A 15460-nucleotide genomic window follows, 5' to 3' on the forward strand; every position below is an offset into this window, starting at 1 on the left:
GGCCGGCCGTCAGGACGCCCTGGCCTTCTCCGGAAGCGGCGTTACCTGGTCGGCCAGGCCCTCCTCGTAGAGGTGGCAGGCCACCCGTGTGCCGCCCGCCACCTCACGGGTCACGGGGGTGCGCGTCCGGCACACCTCCATCGCCCTGCCGCAGCGGTCGCGGAACAGGCACCCCGCCTCCCCGCGCGGCACCGCCTCCGAGCCCTGCCGGTTCGACTCGTGGGCCTTGCGCCGCGCCCGGCGCCGCTCGCGCCCCTCCGGGTGCGCCGCCGGACTGGCCGCGAGCAGCGCCCGCGTGTACGGGTGCTTGGGCGACTCGAACAACTGCTCCGTCGGCGCCAGCTCCACCACCCGGCCCGCGTGCATGACCGCGATCCGGTCCGAGATGTGGCGCACCACCCGCAGGTCGTGGGCGACGAACAGGTAGCTCATGCCCGTCGACTCCTGGATGTCGGCCAGGAGGTTGATGATCTGGCTCTGGGTGGACAGGTCCAGCGCGCTCACCGCCTCGTCGCACACCACCAGCTTCGGCTGGAGGGCGAGCGCCCGCGCGATCGCGATCCGCTGCTGCTGGCCGCCCGACAGCTCCGAGGGGAACCGGCGCATGTGCGCCCGGGACAGACCGACCCGCTCGAAGGCCTCGGCGACCAGCTCCTCCCGTTCCGCGCGGTTCGCCCCGATTCCGTGGCGGCGCAGCGCGCTGGTCAGCGACTTCGACACCGGGTGGCGCGGGTTGAACGAGGACGAGGGGTCCTGGAACACCGCCTGCACGTCGCGGCGGTAGGACAGCGGCGTCCTGCGGCCCAGCGCCGTCACGTCGAGCCCGTCGAAGTCGATCGTCCCGTCGCTGGCCTCCACCAGACGGAGGACGGCCCGCCCGGTCGTGCTCTTGCCCGAACCGGATTCGCCGACCACGCCCAGGGTCTCGCCCCGCCGCAGGTCCAGGCTCACCGAGTCGATGGCGCGGAACCGGCGGCGGTTCAGCGCCGAACCGGACTCGTAGTCCACTGTCAGGTTCCTGACGTCCAGGAGCCGTTCGCGTGGGGTGCTCATCGCACCGACACCTCCAGGGTCAACTCGCCGGTACGCAGGCAGCGCACGCCGTCGGCGATGGGTACGGGTCCGCTCGCGCAGCCCTCCTGGGCGAACGCGCAGCGGTTGGCGAAATGGCACCCGGAGGGCCACTCCCCGGCCAGCGGCACCCGGCCGGGGATCGTCGGCAGGCGGTCCACCGAGGCGTCGCCCGTGGGGTTGGACTCCAGCAGGGCCGCCGTGTACGGGTGCCGGGGCCGGTCGAACAGGGAGTGCACGCCGCCGGCCTCGACCACCTCGCCCGCGTACATCACCGCGGTGCGGTCGCACGTCTCGGCAACCACGCCCAGGTCGTGGGTGATCATCAGGATCGACATGTCGAACTCGTCCTTGAGGTCCGACAGCAGGTCCAGGACCTGGCTCTGCGTCGTTACGTCCAGGGCCGAGGTCGCCTCGTCGGCGATCAGCAGCGAGGGCTCGGCGGTGAGCGCCATGGCGATCGCCACGCGCTGGGCCATCCCCCCGGAGAACTGGTGCGGGTAGTCGTCCAGCCGCCGCCGGGGGTTCTCCACGCCGACCCGGTCCAGCAGTTCGGCGGCACGGGCGCGGGCGGCCGACCTCGACATCCCCAGGTGCGCCCGCAGCGGCTCGACCAACTGCTGTCCGACCGTGTGCACGGGGGAGAGCGCGGCCAGGGGGTCCTGGAAGACCACGGCCAGCTCCTTGCCGCGGACCTCGCGCATCTCCTTCGCGGAGCGGTGGGCCAGCTCCCTACCGCCGAGGCGGATGGAACCGGAGGTGAGCTCGGTGCCGGGGGGCAGCAGGCCCAGGACGGACCGGGCCAGCATCGACTTGCCCGAACCGGACTCGCCGAGCAGGCCCACCATCTCGCCGCGGCCCACCGACAGGGACACGTCCCGGATCAGCGGCACCGGCGCGGCCCCGGGGGTGTTCACGGAGACCGTGACGCCCCGCACCTCCAGCAGTGCGGATTCGGACACCGGCGGCACCTCGCGGCGCTCGGCGGCCGGGACGACCTTCGTACGGGCGGCGCCGCGCGCCCCGAGCCGGGGCCGCTTCCTCTTGCGGGTGTTGTTCATGGCGTCGTTGACGCCGTCGCCGAGGATGTTGAAGGCGAGCACGCTCAGGATGATCGCCAGACCGGGTGGGAAGGCCAGGAAGGGCTGGCGCACCTGCTCCTCGGCGGCGACGCTGAGCATCCCGCCCCAGGTCGGGGTGTGGCTGTCCAGCCCCAGGCCCAGGAAGCTCAGCGCCGACTCCACGATGATCGCCGATCCGACGAACACCGCGCCCTGCACGACCAGGGGGCCGACGAGGTTGGGTAGGACCTGGCGGAACACGATCTCGCGCTCCCTCAGGCCCGTCACGTGCGCGGCCTCGACGTAGAGCTTGCGCCGCTCCACCAGCGTCACCGCACGGGTCATTCGGGCGAAGTTCATACAGAAGATGACACCGATCGCGAACATCATCGGCAGCAGGCCGCGGCCCAGGATCGCGATGACGACGAAGCCGACGAGCATGCCCGGCAGGGCGTCGGAGATGTCGATGGTCCGGCTGCCCAGCCGGTCCCACCAGCCGCCGAGGTAGCCCAGGAGCAGCCCCAGTGGCACACCGATCGCCATCGCGATGGCCACCGAGCCGAACCCCACGATGAGGGCGATCCGGGCGCCGTAGACCAGGCGGCTGAGGGTGTCGCGGCCCATCTCGTCGGTGCCCAGCCAGTGCTCCGGCGAGGGGCCCAACAGGGTGGCGGTGAGTTCGGGCTGGTTGGGGTCGTAGGGGACGATCAGCGGTGCCAGGGCCGACGCCAGTGCCAGGAGCAGGAGGAAGGCGGCCGAGGCGATGACCGAAGGCTGGCGTACCAGCCGCCTGAGCACCCGGGCGGTGCCGGAGGCGGAGGAGGTGCGCTCGTTGGAGGGTGCCTCCTCCGCGTCGGATTTCTTCAGCGGTTCACTCATTGCGGACGCGCCTTCGGGTTGAGCAGGCCGTAGCCCACGTCGATGAGTAGGTTGATGGTGATGACCAGGCACGCGATGAGCAGCACGCCGGCCTGGACCACGGGGAAGTCCTTGCCGATCACGCTGGTGAGCATCGCGCTGCCCACGCCGGGGAAGCCGAAGACCTTCTCCACGACGAAGCTCGCGCCGATCATGATGCTGAAGGTGATGCCCGTGGCGGCCAGCACCGGGACCATCGCGTTCTTGAGGCCGTAGCGGACGATGACGCGCTGCGGGGAGACGCCCGCCGCGGTCAGCGTGTCGACGTAGCGCGAGGCGAGGGCCTCCACCATCGCGGCGCGCGTCTGGCGGGCGATGAGCGCCGCGGCGCTCACCCCCAGCGCCAGTGAGGGCAGGATCAGCCCGTGCAGCCAGGCCAGGGGGTCCTGGGAGATCGGCGTGTAGGCGATCACGGGGACCCAGCCCAGGTTGACGGCGAACACCAGGGTCAGCACCAGACCGATCCAGAACTGCGGGACGGCCAGCCCGACGGACGTCGCGGCCGCGATCACGCGGTCCGCGACGCCGCCGGGCCGGATGCCCGCGAGCGTCCCGAGGCCGATGCCGAGCACCAGCGCCACCACCACTCCGCCGAACACCAGCGACAGGGTCGCGGGCATCTTCTCCAGGAGCAGGTCCATGACCGGTCGGCCGGAGACGTAGGAGTTGCCGAAGTCGCCGGCGAACACGTTTCCGTACCACTCGACCAGGCGCACCATGAAGGGCCGGTCCAGGCCCAACTGTGCCTCCACCTCGGCGATCCGGTCGGGGGTCGCCTGGACTCCCAGGACGGCCGCCGCCGGACTGCCCGGGATCAGGTAGGTCAGGGAGAACACCACCAGTGACAGCAGTGCCAACTGTGGCAGGGCGATGGCGAGGCGGTAGCCGATGAGTTTGCCCATCACTGCCTCCGCTTAGCTTCGTACTCGGGAATGCTCATGGCCTTCTTCTTGCTTCTCGCCTATCCCTCGGTGGGGCGCAGGCTCTTGTAGTCGACCAGGTTCGGCTCCCAGGGCTGGGTGGGGGCGCCGACGCCGTCCACCTCCTGGGACTGCCAGAGGATGAGTTCCTCGGACGCCACGTGGGCGCAGGTCAGAGCCTCGTCGTAGATGATCCGGGTGACCTCGGCCCACAGCTCGTCGGCCTCCTCGGAGGTCCCGGCGGCGATGGCGGCGTCGGCGGCGGCCCTGAGCTCCTCGCTCTCCACACCCGCGGGGTTGCCGGGGGCGTCGGCGGCGAACCAGGCGTTGTACCAGTCGTAGGCGGTCAGCTCGTCGTTGCTGCCCACGCCCATGGGGTACTGGCCGCTGGACCAGGCCGAGAACCACTGGGGCGGCGGCGCGGTCTGGACGGTGACCTCCATGCCCAGTTCGGCGAGTTGGAAGCCGTACACCTCCATCTGGTCGGAGTTGAACGGGGCGGCCAGCATCTCGACGACGACCTCGGGGCTGCCGGCCTCCTCGTACAGCTCCTGCGCCTGGTCCAGGTCGTGGGAGTAGCCGGGGATGTCTGCGCTGTAGCCGGACTCGCCCTCGGAGAAGTGCTGCTGGCGCGGGGTGACGTCGGGGATGACCTCGGTCAGGGCCGGGACCTCCAGGGCGTAGCACACCGCCTGGCGCAGGTTGGCGTCCTCGAAGACGCCGCCCTCCCCGCGGTCGAAGAACAGGAGGTTGTTGCGGATGGCCGGGTAGGTTAGCGACTCCACGCCCTCCACGCCCTCGACCCGCTCCAGGTGGTCGACCTCGGCGGTGGTGATGTCGAGTTCGCCGCTGGTGAGCGCGCCCACGGCCGTGTTGGCGTCCTCGATGCCGTACAGCTCGACGGTGTCGAAGCCGACGCTGTCCGCGCCGTCCCAGTACTGGTCGAAGAAGGCGAAGGCCATCCGCGTACCGGTGGTCGAGGAGTCCGGGTCGTAGGACCACGGGCCGGTGCCGACGGGGTGTTCGGCGACGCTCCCGTCCTCGATCGCCTGCGGGCTGGCCATGGGGGCGGCGCGGGTGGAGAGGGTGGTGAGCAGGGAGGGCGCGGACTCGGTGAGGTTCAGCCGCACGGTGTGGTCGTCGACCACGTCGATCGAGTCGATCACCGACAGCGAGCCCGCATAGGGGCCCGTCCCGTCCCTGACGTACTCCAGGTTGGTCTTGACCGCCTCGGCGTTGAACGGGGTGCCGTCGTGGAACACCACCCCTTCGCGCAGGAACAGGGTGAGCTCGGTGTCGGTCTGCTCCCAGTCGGTGGCCAGCACCGGGGAGATCTCGCCGGAGCCGTTCAGGGAGACGAGGTTCTCGTAGGGGACCCGCATGTAGCCGGGTTCCATCTCCGCGCCGGGGGCCCAGCTCTCGGGGAAGCCGGCGTAGTTCACGGACAGCGTGCTCGCCGCCGCGTCCCCGTCGTCCCCGCCGGACGCACCGCATCCCGCCAGGAACACCAGCGCGGCTACCGCCGCGGGCACGGTGGACCATCGGGTCTTGATTGCACTCATGGTTCTCGAACGCCTCCTCACGGCGTACTGACAAGGGACGAACCGGGGGTTCGTTCGTCAGGGGCCTGTGAATACCGGATGAACAGGGCCTCATCCTGCCGTCGGGAGTAGGCGTGTGCTACGTGTCACACCGCAAGCTTAGGATGCGGTTTCGTACAGAGGACGTCGGGATGTCTTTTTGTTACACCCTCAAGACATGACAAAAGCGGCAGGTCGCACCCGAGGGCGGGTCATAGGACCTCTCTCGGGTGCGCCCCGCCGTCGATGATCGGCGGTGGACGCTAGAGCACGTCTCCGAAGTGGACGTCGCGCTCCACGAGCCGGGGCCGGACCGTGCCGAGGATGTGCTCGGCGAAGTGCTCCGAGGCCGCGTGGGCGTTGAAGGCCGCCCGGTCCTCGTACTGCTCGTACAGCGTGAACGCGCCCTCGGTCGCGGCGTCGGCGTGCACGATGTAGGCCAGGTTCCCCGGTTCGTCCAGCGTGTGCTCACGCGCCTTGAGCAGGGCCTCGCGGACCAGGTCGGCGTCCTGCGGCTCGCACCGGTAGTGGGCCACCACGGCGTACGGCATGTCTGCCCCTTTCTTGGAGGTTCGGGCAGATTCCACCACGGATCTCCAGCCCCCAGCAGTGCGCGGCGCGCAAGCAATGGATGTCCCCGGACACGTGGTCCCGACCGCCCCCCGTTCCTATCGTGGGCTGCCAGGACGCGGCCTCCCCGCGCCTTCACCCACACACGTCACGAGGAGCGGCCATGCCTGTTCGAGAGATGGAGATCCTTGCGGGAGGGAGGTGGCTGGGCTCCGAGCGCACGGTCGACGTCTACGACCCCACCGACGTCCGCGAGCCGGCCGCCCGTGTACCGGCACTGACCGCCGACCAGGTCACCGGGGCCTACGACGCCGCTGAGGCCGGTTTCGCCGAGTGGAAGCGCACCTCCCCGTTCGTCCGCGCGCGGATCTTCACCGACACCGCCGCCCTGCTGCGCTCGCGCGCCGACGACATCGCCCGGTCCCTGGTCACCGAGATGGGCAAGACCCTGGCCGAGGCCACCGGCGAGGTCGGCAAGGCCGCCGACTTCTTCGAGTACTACTCCGCCCTGGCCCGTGAGGGGTACGGCACCCTGCTGCACGACGCCAGGCCCGGAACCAGGGCCAGCGTCCAGCGCGAACCGATCGGCGTGGTCCTGGCCATCACGCCGTGGAACGACCCGCTGCTCACCCCCGCCCGCAAGCTCGCCCCCGCCCTGGCGGCGGGCAACGCGGCCGTCATCAAGCCCGCCAGCGAGACCCCGATGTCCACCCTCCACCTGGCGCGGGCACTGCACGACGCGGGCCTGCCCGCCGGGGTGCTGAACGTCGTGACCGGGCGCACCGCCGAGATCTCCGACGCCCTGCTCGACGACCCCCGCATCGCCGCACTCACCTTCACCGGCAGCAACGGGGTCGGCGAGCGCCTGCGCGTGCGCCTGGCCGACCGCAACGTGCGCTTCCAGGGCGAGCTGGGCGGCAAGAACGCCACCGTCGTCCTGGCCGACGCCGACCTGGAGGCCGCCGCGGACACCGTCATGGCCGCCGCCTTCGGCCAGGCCGGACAGCGCTGCACCGCCACCAGCCGCCTCCTCGTCGCCCGCCAGGTCCACGACCGCTTCGTCGACCTGCTGTGCGAGCGCCTGGAGAGGCTGACCGTCGGGCCCGGAACCGCCGAGGGCACCACCATGGGCCCCCTGGTCAGCCCCTCCCAGCGCGACTCCGTGCTCGCCGACATCACCCGCGCCGTCGAACAGGGCGCCCTCGTCCGCGCCGGGGGCGACGCGCCCACGGACCAGGCGCGCGCCCACGGCTGCTACGTCAACCCCACACTGCTGGTGGACGTGGACCCGAAAACGGACGTCTGGAGCCACGAGGTGTTCGGCCCGGTCCTGGCCGTGCGCGCCGTCGACGGCTTCGACGAGGCCGTCGAGGCGGTCAACGACTCCGTCTACGGCCTGTCTGCGGCGATCTTCACCCGCGACCTGGCCTTCGCCCACCGTTTCGTCGACGAGGTGGAGTGCGGCCAGGTCGCCGTGAACACCGCGACCATCGGCTGGGACGTGCACCACCCCTTCGGCGGCTTCCGTGACTCGGGTTCGGCGTTCAAGGAGCAGGGCACGGAGGCACTGCGCTTCTATACCCGTGTCAAGACCGTCGCGATCAACACCGGTTCGTGACGGTCCCGCCCCAGAACCGGAAACGGGGGAACCACCATGGCTGACGAGGTCGTCGGTATCGTCGGCGCGGGCATCGTCGGGCTCGCGATCGGCCGCGAGATCACGATCAGGTGCCCGGACACCCGGGTCGTGGTCCTGGAGAAGGAGGACCGGGTGGCCGCGCACCAGACCGGCCACAACTCCGGGGTCGTCCACGCCGGCCTGTACTACAAGCCCGGCAGCCTCAAGGCCCGCCTGTGCACCCGCGGCCGGGACATGCTGCGCGACTACTGCGCCGACCGCGGCCTGCCCTACGACGAGTGCGGCAAACTCGTCGTCGCGTTGGACGGCGGCGAGGTGGCGCGGCTCGACGACATCTACGCCAGGGCCGACACCAACGCCGTCCCCGGCCTGCGGCGGGTGGGGCCCGAGGAGATCCGCGACATCGAACCGCACGCGGCCGGGGTGGCCGCCCTGCACTCCCCGCGCACCGCCATCACTGACTACACGCGCGTCGCCGAGGCCTTCGCCGCCGACATCGCCGACGCGGGCGGCGAGGTCCGCCTCAACGCGCCGGTCACCCGGATCGAGGAGGCACCGGACGGGCTGCGGATCCTCGCGGGCGGCCGGAACGTGTCCGTGGGCGAGCTGATCGTCGCCGGGGGGCTGCACACCGACCGGGTCGCCCGCATGGCCGGGGACGGGCCCGGACCCAGGATCACCCCCTTCCGGGGCGAGTACATGCTGCTGCGCCCCGAACGCACCCACATGGTGCGCGGGCTCATCTACCCCGTCCCCGACCCGCGCTACCCCTTCCTCGGCGTGCACTTCACCCGCCGGGTGTCGGGGGACGTGGAGGTCGGACCCAACGCCGTCCTCGCCTTCGCCCGTGAGGGCTACAGACTCTCCGACATACGCCCACGGGACGTGGCCGACTATCTCTCCTGGCCCGGTTTCTGGGCCATGGGAATGCGGCACTGGCGCACCGGGATCAAGGAGATGCAGGGGTCTTTCTCCAAACGCGCCTATATGAAATCGGCGTACCGGTACGTCCCCGATATCACCCTCGACGACGTCGTCACCGGGGGCGCCGGTGTCCGTGCCCAGGCGCTGGACCGCGACGGCTCCCTCGTCGACGACTTCCGGATCCACCGGCTCGGACGTGTGACGACGGTTCGCAACGCACCCTCTCCGGCCGCCACGTCGTCCATGGCCATCGCCGAGCACGTGGTCGACACCGTTCACGGCGAGAAAGCACGCTGAACCCCGCGACCCTTTCGCTCCGTGCAAGGACCGATTGCACGGCAAGGACTCCGCAAAAGCCCATTCCATCCCTATTGTCGAATCCGTAGCCGGTCACTCAGAGACAGAAGGAAAAATCCATGTTCGTTGTCGACTCCCAGGTGCACATCTGGAAGGAAGAGACCCCGGACCGCCCCTGGGTCCCCGGAGCCCGCGAGCGGATCCGCCTCAACGGCCACCGCGAAGAGCCCTTCAGCTACGAGGAGTGCCTCGAACTGATGGACGAGGCCGGCGTCAATCGCGCGCTCATCCTGCCCCCCTCCTGGGAGGGCAACCGCATCGACTACTCCCTGGAGGCCTGCGAGGCCCACCCCGAGCGCTTCGGGATCATGGCCCGCATCCCCCAGGACGACCCGGTCGAGGGTACGGCGATGCTCAAGGACTTCGCCCAGAACCCCCACATCAAGGGCACCCGGCTGACCTTCCACCGCCCCCAGGACCGCAACTGGATGATCGACGGCACCAACGACTGGTACTGGCCGGTCGCCGAGGAGCTCGGCATCCCCACCATGGTTCACGCCCCCATCTGGAAGGCCGAACTCGGCGCCATCGCCGAGCGGCACCCGAACCTGAAGATCATCATCGACCACATGGGCATCATGGCCCGCTGTGTCGACGACGCCATCGGCTACTGGGTCCAGGAGACCGCCGACCTGAACAAGCACCCCAACATCTACGTCAAGGTCTCCGCCCTGCCCGGCTACTCCACGCAGCCCTTCCCCAACCTCAACATCGAGAAGTACGTGCGCGAGATGGTCGACAAGATGGGCCCCGAGCGCTGCTTCTGGGGCACCGACATCACCCGGCTGCTCGGCCACGGACTGAGCTACACCGACACCATCGAGCAGTTCACCAAGCACTTCGACCTCAGTGCCGAGGAGCTGGAGTGGATCATGGGACGCGGCATCTGCGACGTCCTCGACTGGCCGATCGAGAACTGAGGTCACCATGACAGGCCATCTCGACGGCGGCGACGCCGTTGTCTCAGCGTTCCAGCGCACGGGGGCGGACTACATCTTCTCCTCGCCGGGCTCCGAGTGGGCCCCGGCGTGGGAGTCGCTCGCCCGCCGCCACCGCGACGGGGTCCCGTGCCCGAAGTACCTCGACCTGACCCACGAGACCGTCGCCGTCGGCATGGCCACCGGCTACGGTCTCCTCACCCGCCGGGCCCAGGGCGTGCTGCTGCACGCCGGGCCCGGCCTCCTCCAGGGCTCCATGGCCATCCACGGCGCCCTCCTCGCCGGCGCCCCCATGGTGGTCGCCTCCTCGGAATCGACCACCTACGGTGACGGCGACGGGCCCGACCCCGGCGGCCAGTGGTACCGCAACCTGTCGGTCGTGGGCGGCCCCCACGCGATGGCGCAGCCCTTCGTCAAGTGGGCCAACCAGGCGGGCAGCGTCTCGACCCTGTACACCATGGTGACCCGCTCCGCCGAGATGGCGGAGCGGGCCCCCGCCGGCCCCACCTATCTCAACGTCCCCCTCGAAGTCCTGCTGGAGCCGTGGGAGGACCGGAACACCTCCACCGTCGCGGCCAAGGGCACCACCGTCAGCGCCCCGGCCGAGACGGCCCGGGTCCTGGACCTGCTCGCCGAGGCGGAGAACCCGGTCATCGTCACCGAGACCACCGGACGCGAGGCCGACGGGATGGAGGCGCTCGTCGGCTTCGCCGAGGCCCTGCGGATCCCCGTCGTCGAACCCGGTTCCGCGGTGTGCGTGAACTTCCCCCGCGACCACGCACTGCACGCCGGCGGCGACATCGAACCGTTCATGGACACCGCCGACCTCATCCTGCTGGTGAACTGCCGCGCGCCGTTCTACCCGCCGAGCAGGCGGCCCGCCAAGGCCAAGGTGGTGGTGATCGACGAGGTCCCGCAGCGCCCACACATCGCCTACCAGGTGCTTTACGCCGACCACTACCTGGAGGGCGGCGTGGCCGCCACCCTGCGGGAGATGACCCGGATCGCCGGTGGGAAGGCCGCCCCCGCAGCACTCCTGGAGCGGCGGAGCGCCGCCCAGCTCCAGCGGCGCTCCGCCGACACCGAGGCTTTCGAGGCGGCCGAGCGGCGCGCCGCCGAGAGCGCGGACATCGACCCGGTCGGGCTGGTCGCCGCCCTGCGCGAGGCACTCGCCGACGACGACCCCGTGGTGGTGGACGAGACCATCACCCACAGCCGCCTGGTCCAGCGCCACATGCGCAGGTCCACCCCCGATTCCTACCTGTACGTGCAGGGCGGACTCGGACAGGGCATCGCCTGGGCGCTGGGCGCCAAGCTCGCCGCACCCGAGCGGCCCGTCGTCCTGACCGTCGGCGACGGCGCGTTCATGTACAACCCCATCGTCCAGTCTCTGGACGCGTCCCGCACCTACGGGCTGCCGCTGCTCGTCGTCGTGTTCAACAACCGGCAGTACCGGTCGATGAAACTCAACCACCTGCGGTTCTACCCCGAGGGCGCCGCCGTGGAGACCGGCGATTTCCTGGGCACCGACCTCAGCGGCCAGCCCGAGCTGTCTGCCTTCGCCGAACCCTTCGGCATGCACGCCGAGAGCGTCACCTCCAATGCCGACCTGGCCCCGGCGCTGGCCCGGGCGCTCAAGGCCGTCCGCGAGGGCACGACCGCCGTCGTCAACGTCGCCGTCTCCCGCTGACCACAGCCACCGACCACAACGGAGTACACCGATGGCACCACCCAAGACCGTGGTCCCCGCCGACGCGCTCGCCGCGTTCGTCACGGACCTGTTCCGCGCCGCGGGCACCACACCCGAGCACGCGCGGACCATCAGCGACGTGCTGACCTGGGCCAGCCTGCGCGGCGTGGACTCCCATGGCATGTCCCGCGTCCCGCGTTACCTGGAACTGCTCGCATCGGGCGAGGCCAACGCCGAGGCCGACATCACGGTGGAGTCGACCGTGCCCGGCGTCGCCGTCGTCGACGCCGACCGCGCCCCCGGCCCGGTCGCCCTCAGCATCGCCGCCGACGAGGCGGCCGAGCGGGCCCGCGCCAACGGCGTGGGCACGGTCGCGGTCCGCCGCACCGTCCACACCGGCGCGATCGGCTACTACACCTCCAGGATCGCCGAGCAGGGGCTGATCGGACTGGGCTTCGTCGCCGGCATGCCCAACATGGCCTACACCGGCGTCAAGGGCGCCGCCGTCGCCACCAGCCCGCTGGCGATCTCGGTCCCCGCCCGGGGCCGGCCGCCCGTCCTGCTGGACATGGCCACCGCCACCATCGCCCTCGGCAAGATCGCGCAGTACCGCAACAGCGGCACCGAACTCCCCGAGGGCGCGGCGGCCACCGCCGACGGCGTGCCCACCACCGACCCGAACCTGGCCAAGATGCCGCTGCCCCTGGGCGGAGCCAAGGGCGCCGGGATGTCCCTGCTCTTCGAACTGATCACCAGCGTCCTGGTGCAGGCCCCCATCCTGTCCTCGTTCCACGGCGACGACCCCGACGGGCGCGTCCACCGGCAGAACGCCCTGGTCATCGCGTTCGACCCGGCCGCCTTCGGTGACGCCGACGCCTACGCCGAGGACGTCGCGCTCGCACTGGACACGCTCAAGGGCCTGCCGCGCGCCGACGAGGGCACCGAGATCCGCTACCCGGGCGAGAACAGCGCGGCGGTCGCCGTGGACCGCTCGGGGAACGGGGTGCCGGTGGCGGCTAAGGTCTGGAAGCAGATCACCGCCGCCGCCGAGAAGCTGGACGTCCAGGTACCCCAGGTGTGACGGCGCGGCCGGGCCCCACCGGGCCCGGCCCCGGCGGCGGCCCCGATGAGGAAGGAAGGCCCCATGGCAGAGCGTCCCGAGCGCAGGAGACCGCGGGCCAGACTCGCGCAGGTGCAGCGCGTGGAGCGGCTCACCCCGCACATGCTCCGCATCGTGCTGGGCGGTCCCGGCCTCGCCGACCTCACCGTCGGCGCGTTCACCGACCACTACGTCAAGTTGCTCTTCACCCCCGAGGGGGTGGAGTACCCCTTCCCCTTCGACCTGGCGCGCATCCGCGAGGAACTGCCGCGCGAGCAGTGGCCCGTCATGCGCACCTACACCGTGCGCTGGTGGGACGAGAAGGCGCGGGAACTGGCGATCGACGTCGTTCTGCACGGCGACGAGGGGCTCGCCGGCCCCTGGGCCGCCCGCGCCCGGCCCGGCGACGAGGTGCGCTTCGTCGGCCCCGGCGGCGGCTACACCCCCGACCCGGACGCGGACTGGCACCTGCTGGTGGGCGACGAGAGCGCGCTGCCCGCCATCGCGGCGTCGGTCGAGAGCCTGCCCGCCGACGCCCGCGCCCACGTGTTCGTGGAGGTGGCCGGACCCCAGGAGGAGCAGAAGCTGGAGTCGGCCGCCGAGACGGCGCTGACCTGGGTGCACAGGGGCGACGCACCGGCGGGCGAGGCCCTGGTGGCCGCCGTGGAGGGCTTCGCCTTCCCTGAGGGCCGCGTCCATGCGTTCGTGCACGGCGAGGCGGGGTCGGTCAAGGAACTGCGCCGCCTGCTGCTGAAGGAGCGCGGCCTGCCGCGCGAGGACGTGTCCATCTCCGGCTACTGGCGCCTGGGCCTGAACGAGGACGGCTGGCAGGCGGGCAAGCAGGACTGGAACCGCCAGGTGGAACGCGAACAGGACGGCGCTTAGCGATCGCACCGTGCCCGCCCCGGCCGGGGCGGGCACGGGTCCGTCAGGGACGCGGTGTGTGCCAGCGGATCCACGCCGCATGACCGCCGTCGATCAGTAGGTCGGCGCCGGCGGCGGCCCCCACCTCGCGTTCATCGAACCGCATCGGCGACCGCCCCCTCGACCGTGTCCTTCCACGGCGCGCCGTCGGCGACGGCCCTGCGCCAGGAGCGCAGTACCTTCGGCGGGACGCCCACGGCCAGCACCCCGGTGACGTGCCCGCCCGCGCGGTAGGCGACCACGAACCGGTCCGAGCCCGGGTCTCCTTCGACCACCGCCGTCTCCTCGTGGCCCCGCAGATGCCCGTAGGCCTGGATCCGCACCCCGTACTGGTCCGACCAGAAGTAGGGCACCGGTGCGAACGGCTTGCCCTTCCCCTCGGGTGCCAGCAGGTTGCGTGCGGCGGCCATCCCCTGTTCGGCGGCGTGCGTGCGGTGCTCCACCCGCATCGAACCGAACCGGGGGTGCTCCCAGCGCGCCACGTCCCCGGCCGCGTACACGCCCGGCGCGGCCGAGCAGTAGGCGTCGCAGACCAGGCCGTCGCCGACCTCCAGACCACTGCCCGCCAGCCAGTCGGTGCCCGGCACCGACCCGACAGCGACCAGCACCTCGTCGGCGCCGATCGTCTCGCCGCCCTCCAGGGCCACCCCGTCCGAGTGGACCTCGGCCACGCCCGTGCCGGTGCGCAGGTCCACGCCGCGCTCGGTGTGCAGCCGGGAGAGCACCCGGCCCACCTCCTCGCCCACGGCGTGCGCCAGCGGGACCGGCGCGGGTTCGACCATGGTGACCTCGCAGCCCAGTTCCCGGGCGGATGCGGCGGCCTCGGCACCCAGGAACCCGGCGCCGACCACGACCAGGCGTCGGCCGGGCCTGAGCCCCTCACGCAGCGCCAGGGCGTCCTCCAGGGTGCGCAGGACGTGCCCGCCGGTGCCGGGCAGCCGCCGCGGCCGTACGCCGGTGGCCACCACGAGTCCGTCGTAGGCGACGCGCTCCCCGTCGGTGAGCACCACCTCGCGGGCGCGGGTGTCGAGTCCGGTGGCGGCCGAGCCCAGACGGAGCCGGACGTCCAGGCCCTCCAGCACGTCGGGGGTGCGCAGCGCCAGCCGGTCGGGCTCCCACCGCGCGGACAGGATCTGCTTGGACAGGGGCGGCCGGTCGTAGGGCGGGTGGGGTTCGTCGCCGATGAGCACCACCTCGCCGCCGAACCCCTGCCGCCGGAGCGTCTCGACCGCCGCCAGCCCGGCGGCCGAGGCACCGACCACGGCGACGCGCCTCATTCGGCCACCAGGCGCAGGGCGGCGGCGGGGCAGACCGCCACGGCCTCCTCCACGTCCTCCCTCTGGTCCTGGGGCGGGTGCTCCTCGAGGATGACGGCCACGCCGTCCTCGTCGCGCTGGTCGAAGACGTCGGGGGCGATGACCACGCACTGCCCCGAGGCGACGCACTTGGGTTCGTCGAGTTCCACGCGCATAGGGTTCTCCTTCTCGCTGTCCGCGGTTGCGGTTCACCAGGTGACGGGTAGGGAGTGCGGGCCGTAGGCGACGCCCTCGAAGGCGAAGCCGACCTCCTCGGCGGGTACGGCCAGGTCCAGGGTGGGCACGACGGGTTCGACGGTAGCGGGGTCGTCGGCGGCGAGGAGGACGCGCTCGCCGTCCCCGCGGGCCAGGGCGCGCAGGGCGCCCAGGTGGGGGTCGGTCCTCGGCGGCGGGGCGGGCGGTGTGTCGTGGAGGGAGGGGATCACGTCGGCCTTCCTGAGTACGGGAGGTGAC

The 15460-nt window shown here is 71.5% G+C and carries 14 protein-coding genes; 6 read left to right on the forward strand and 8 right to left on the reverse strand.

Annotated features, from left to right (window positions below):
• Positions 1-9: 9 nt before the first annotated feature.
• The 5 genes from ACFHWE_RS02050 to ACFHWE_RS02070 all read right to left on the reverse strand — a co-directional run bounded on the left by ACFHWE_RS02050 (position 10) and on the right by ACFHWE_RS02070 (position 6101).
• The gene (locus tag ACFHWE_RS02050) at positions 10-1053 is read right to left on the reverse strand and encodes an ABC transporter ATP-binding protein (RefSeq protein WP_416598810.1); all 1044 of its coding nucleotides are present in this window, start codon (positions 1051-1053) and stop codon (positions 10-12) included.
• Positions 1050-3011, reverse strand: a complete 1962-nt coding sequence (locus tag ACFHWE_RS02055) for a dipeptide/oligopeptide/nickel ABC transporter permease/ATP-binding protein (protein WP_416598811.1) — start codon at positions 3009-3011, stop codon at positions 1050-1052. Before ACFHWE_RS02055 ends, ACFHWE_RS02050 begins: the two co-directional genes overlap by 4 nt.
• On the reverse strand, positions 3008-3952 hold the full coding sequence (locus ACFHWE_RS02060; protein ID WP_416598812.1) for an ABC transporter permease: 945 nt from the start codon (positions 3950-3952) through the stop codon (positions 3008-3010). Before ACFHWE_RS02060 ends, ACFHWE_RS02055 begins: the two co-directional genes overlap by 4 nt.
• Positions 3953-4011: 59 nt before the next feature.
• On the reverse strand, positions 4012-5532 hold the full coding sequence (locus tag ACFHWE_RS02065; RefSeq protein WP_416598813.1) for an ABC transporter substrate-binding protein: 1521 nt from the start codon (positions 5530-5532) through the stop codon (positions 4012-4014).
• A gap of 281 nt (positions 5533-5813) precedes the next feature.
• Complete coding sequence (locus ACFHWE_RS02070; protein WP_416598814.1) at positions 5814-6101, reverse strand: putative quinol monooxygenase; 288 nt, start codon at positions 6099-6101, stop codon at positions 5814-5816.
• A gap of 182 nt (positions 6102-6283) precedes the next feature.
• Between ACFHWE_RS02070 and ACFHWE_RS02075 the strand changes: the two genes are divergently transcribed.
• The 6 genes from ACFHWE_RS02075 (at position 6284) to ACFHWE_RS02100 (ending at position 13652) form a co-directional block, all read left to right on the forward strand.
• The gene (locus ACFHWE_RS02075; RefSeq protein ID WP_416598815.1) at positions 6284-7738 is read left to right on the forward strand and encodes an aldehyde dehydrogenase family protein; all 1455 of its coding nucleotides are present in this window, start codon (positions 6284-6286) and stop codon (positions 7736-7738) included.
• Positions 7739-7774: 36 nt separating this feature from the next.
• Positions 7775-8980: an L-2-hydroxyglutarate oxidase gene (gene lhgO / locus ACFHWE_RS02080; RefSeq protein WP_416598816.1), complete on the forward strand. Its 1206-nt coding sequence runs from the start codon at positions 7775-7777 to the stop codon at positions 8978-8980.
• A 119-nt stretch (positions 8981-9099) separates the two neighbouring features.
• Positions 9100-9960 carry an amidohydrolase family protein gene (locus tag ACFHWE_RS02085; RefSeq protein ID WP_416598817.1) on the forward strand — a complete coding sequence of 287 codons (861 nt, stop codon included), beginning with the start codon at positions 9100-9102 and terminating at the stop codon, positions 9958-9960.
• Between the two features lie 7 nt (positions 9961-9967).
• Positions 9968-11668, forward strand: a complete 1701-nt coding sequence (locus tag ACFHWE_RS02090) for a thiamine pyrophosphate-dependent enzyme (RefSeq protein ID WP_416598818.1) — start codon at positions 9968-9970, stop codon at positions 11666-11668.
• A gap of 31 nt (positions 11669-11699) precedes the next feature.
• Positions 11700-12749, forward strand: coding sequence for an Ldh family oxidoreductase (locus tag ACFHWE_RS02095; protein WP_416598819.1), 1050 nt, complete (start codon positions 11700-11702; stop codon positions 12747-12749).
• A gap of 63 nt (positions 12750-12812) precedes the next feature.
• Positions 12813-13652: a siderophore-interacting protein gene (locus tag ACFHWE_RS02100; protein ID WP_416598820.1), complete on the forward strand. Its 840-nt coding sequence runs from the start codon at positions 12813-12815 to the stop codon at positions 13650-13652.
• Positions 13653-13783: 131 nt separating this feature from the next.
• Here the strand turns inward: ACFHWE_RS02100 and ACFHWE_RS02105 are convergent, their stop codons facing one another.
• From ACFHWE_RS02105 to ACFHWE_RS02115, 3 genes are read right to left on the reverse strand one after another with little or no spacing between them, the layout of a single operon-like run.
• Entirely contained in the window at positions 13784-14968 is a 1185-nt protein-coding gene (locus ACFHWE_RS02105) for an NAD(P)/FAD-dependent oxidoreductase (protein ID WP_416598821.1), read from the reverse strand.
• Complete coding sequence (locus tag ACFHWE_RS02110; protein ID WP_416598822.1) at positions 14965-15162, reverse strand: ferredoxin; 198 nt, start codon at positions 15160-15162, stop codon at positions 14965-14967. The genes ACFHWE_RS02105 and ACFHWE_RS02110 overlap by 4 nt, the downstream gene beginning before the upstream one ends.
• A gap of 33 nt (positions 15163-15195) precedes the next feature.
• The gene (locus ACFHWE_RS02115; protein ID WP_416598823.1) at positions 15196-15432 is read right to left on the reverse strand and encodes a hypothetical protein; all 237 of its coding nucleotides are present in this window, start codon (positions 15430-15432) and stop codon (positions 15196-15198) included.
• Between the last annotated feature and the right edge of the window lie 28 nt (positions 15433-15460).

The sequence above is a fragment of the Nocardiopsis sp. LOL_012 genome (genome assembly GCF_048060475.1).
Classification (GTDB): domain Bacteria; phylum Actinomycetota; class Actinomycetes; order Streptosporangiales; family Streptosporangiaceae; genus Nocardiopsis.

Coding starts and splice junctions, on each gene's coding strand:
- ACFHWE_RS02050 (WP_416598810.1), bottom strand. CDS start 1,053: ATGAGCACCCCACGCGAACGGCTCCTGGACGTCAGGAACCTGACAGTG.
- ACFHWE_RS02055 (WP_416598811.1), bottom strand. CDS start 3,011: ATGAGTGAACCGCTGAAGAAATCCGACGCGGAGGAGGCACCCTCCAAC.
- ACFHWE_RS02060 (WP_416598812.1), bottom strand. CDS start 3,952: ATGGGCAAACTCATCGGCTACCGCCTCGCCATCGCCCTGCCACAGTTG.
- ACFHWE_RS02065 (WP_416598813.1), bottom strand. CDS start 5,532: ATGAGTGCAATCAAGACCCGATGGTCCACCGTGCCCGCGGCGGTAGCC.
- ACFHWE_RS02070 (WP_416598814.1), bottom strand. CDS start 6,101: ATGCCGTACGCCGTGGTGGCCCACTACCGGTGCGAGCCGCAGGACGCC.
- ACFHWE_RS02075 (WP_416598815.1), top strand. CDS start 6,284: ATGCCTGTTCGAGAGATGGAGATCCTTGCGGGAGGGAGGTGGCTGGGC.
- lhgO (WP_416598816.1), top strand. CDS start 7,775: ATGGCTGACGAGGTCGTCGGTATCGTCGGCGCGGGCATCGTCGGGCTC.
- ACFHWE_RS02085 (WP_416598817.1), top strand. CDS start 9,100: ATGTTCGTTGTCGACTCCCAGGTGCACATCTGGAAGGAAGAGACCCCG.
- ACFHWE_RS02090 (WP_416598818.1), top strand. CDS start 9,968: ATGACAGGCCATCTCGACGGCGGCGACGCCGTTGTCTCAGCGTTCCAG.
- ACFHWE_RS02095 (WP_416598819.1), top strand. CDS start 11,700: ATGGCACCACCCAAGACCGTGGTCCCCGCCGACGCGCTCGCCGCGTTC.
- ACFHWE_RS02100 (WP_416598820.1), top strand. CDS start 12,813: ATGGCAGAGCGTCCCGAGCGCAGGAGACCGCGGGCCAGACTCGCGCAG.
- ACFHWE_RS02105 (WP_416598821.1), bottom strand. CDS start 14,968: ATGAGGCGCGTCGCCGTGGTCGGTGCCTCGGCCGCCGGGCTGGCGGCG.
- ACFHWE_RS02110 (WP_416598822.1), bottom strand. CDS start 15,162: ATGCGCGTGGAACTCGACGAACCCAAGTGCGTCGCCTCGGGGCAGTGC.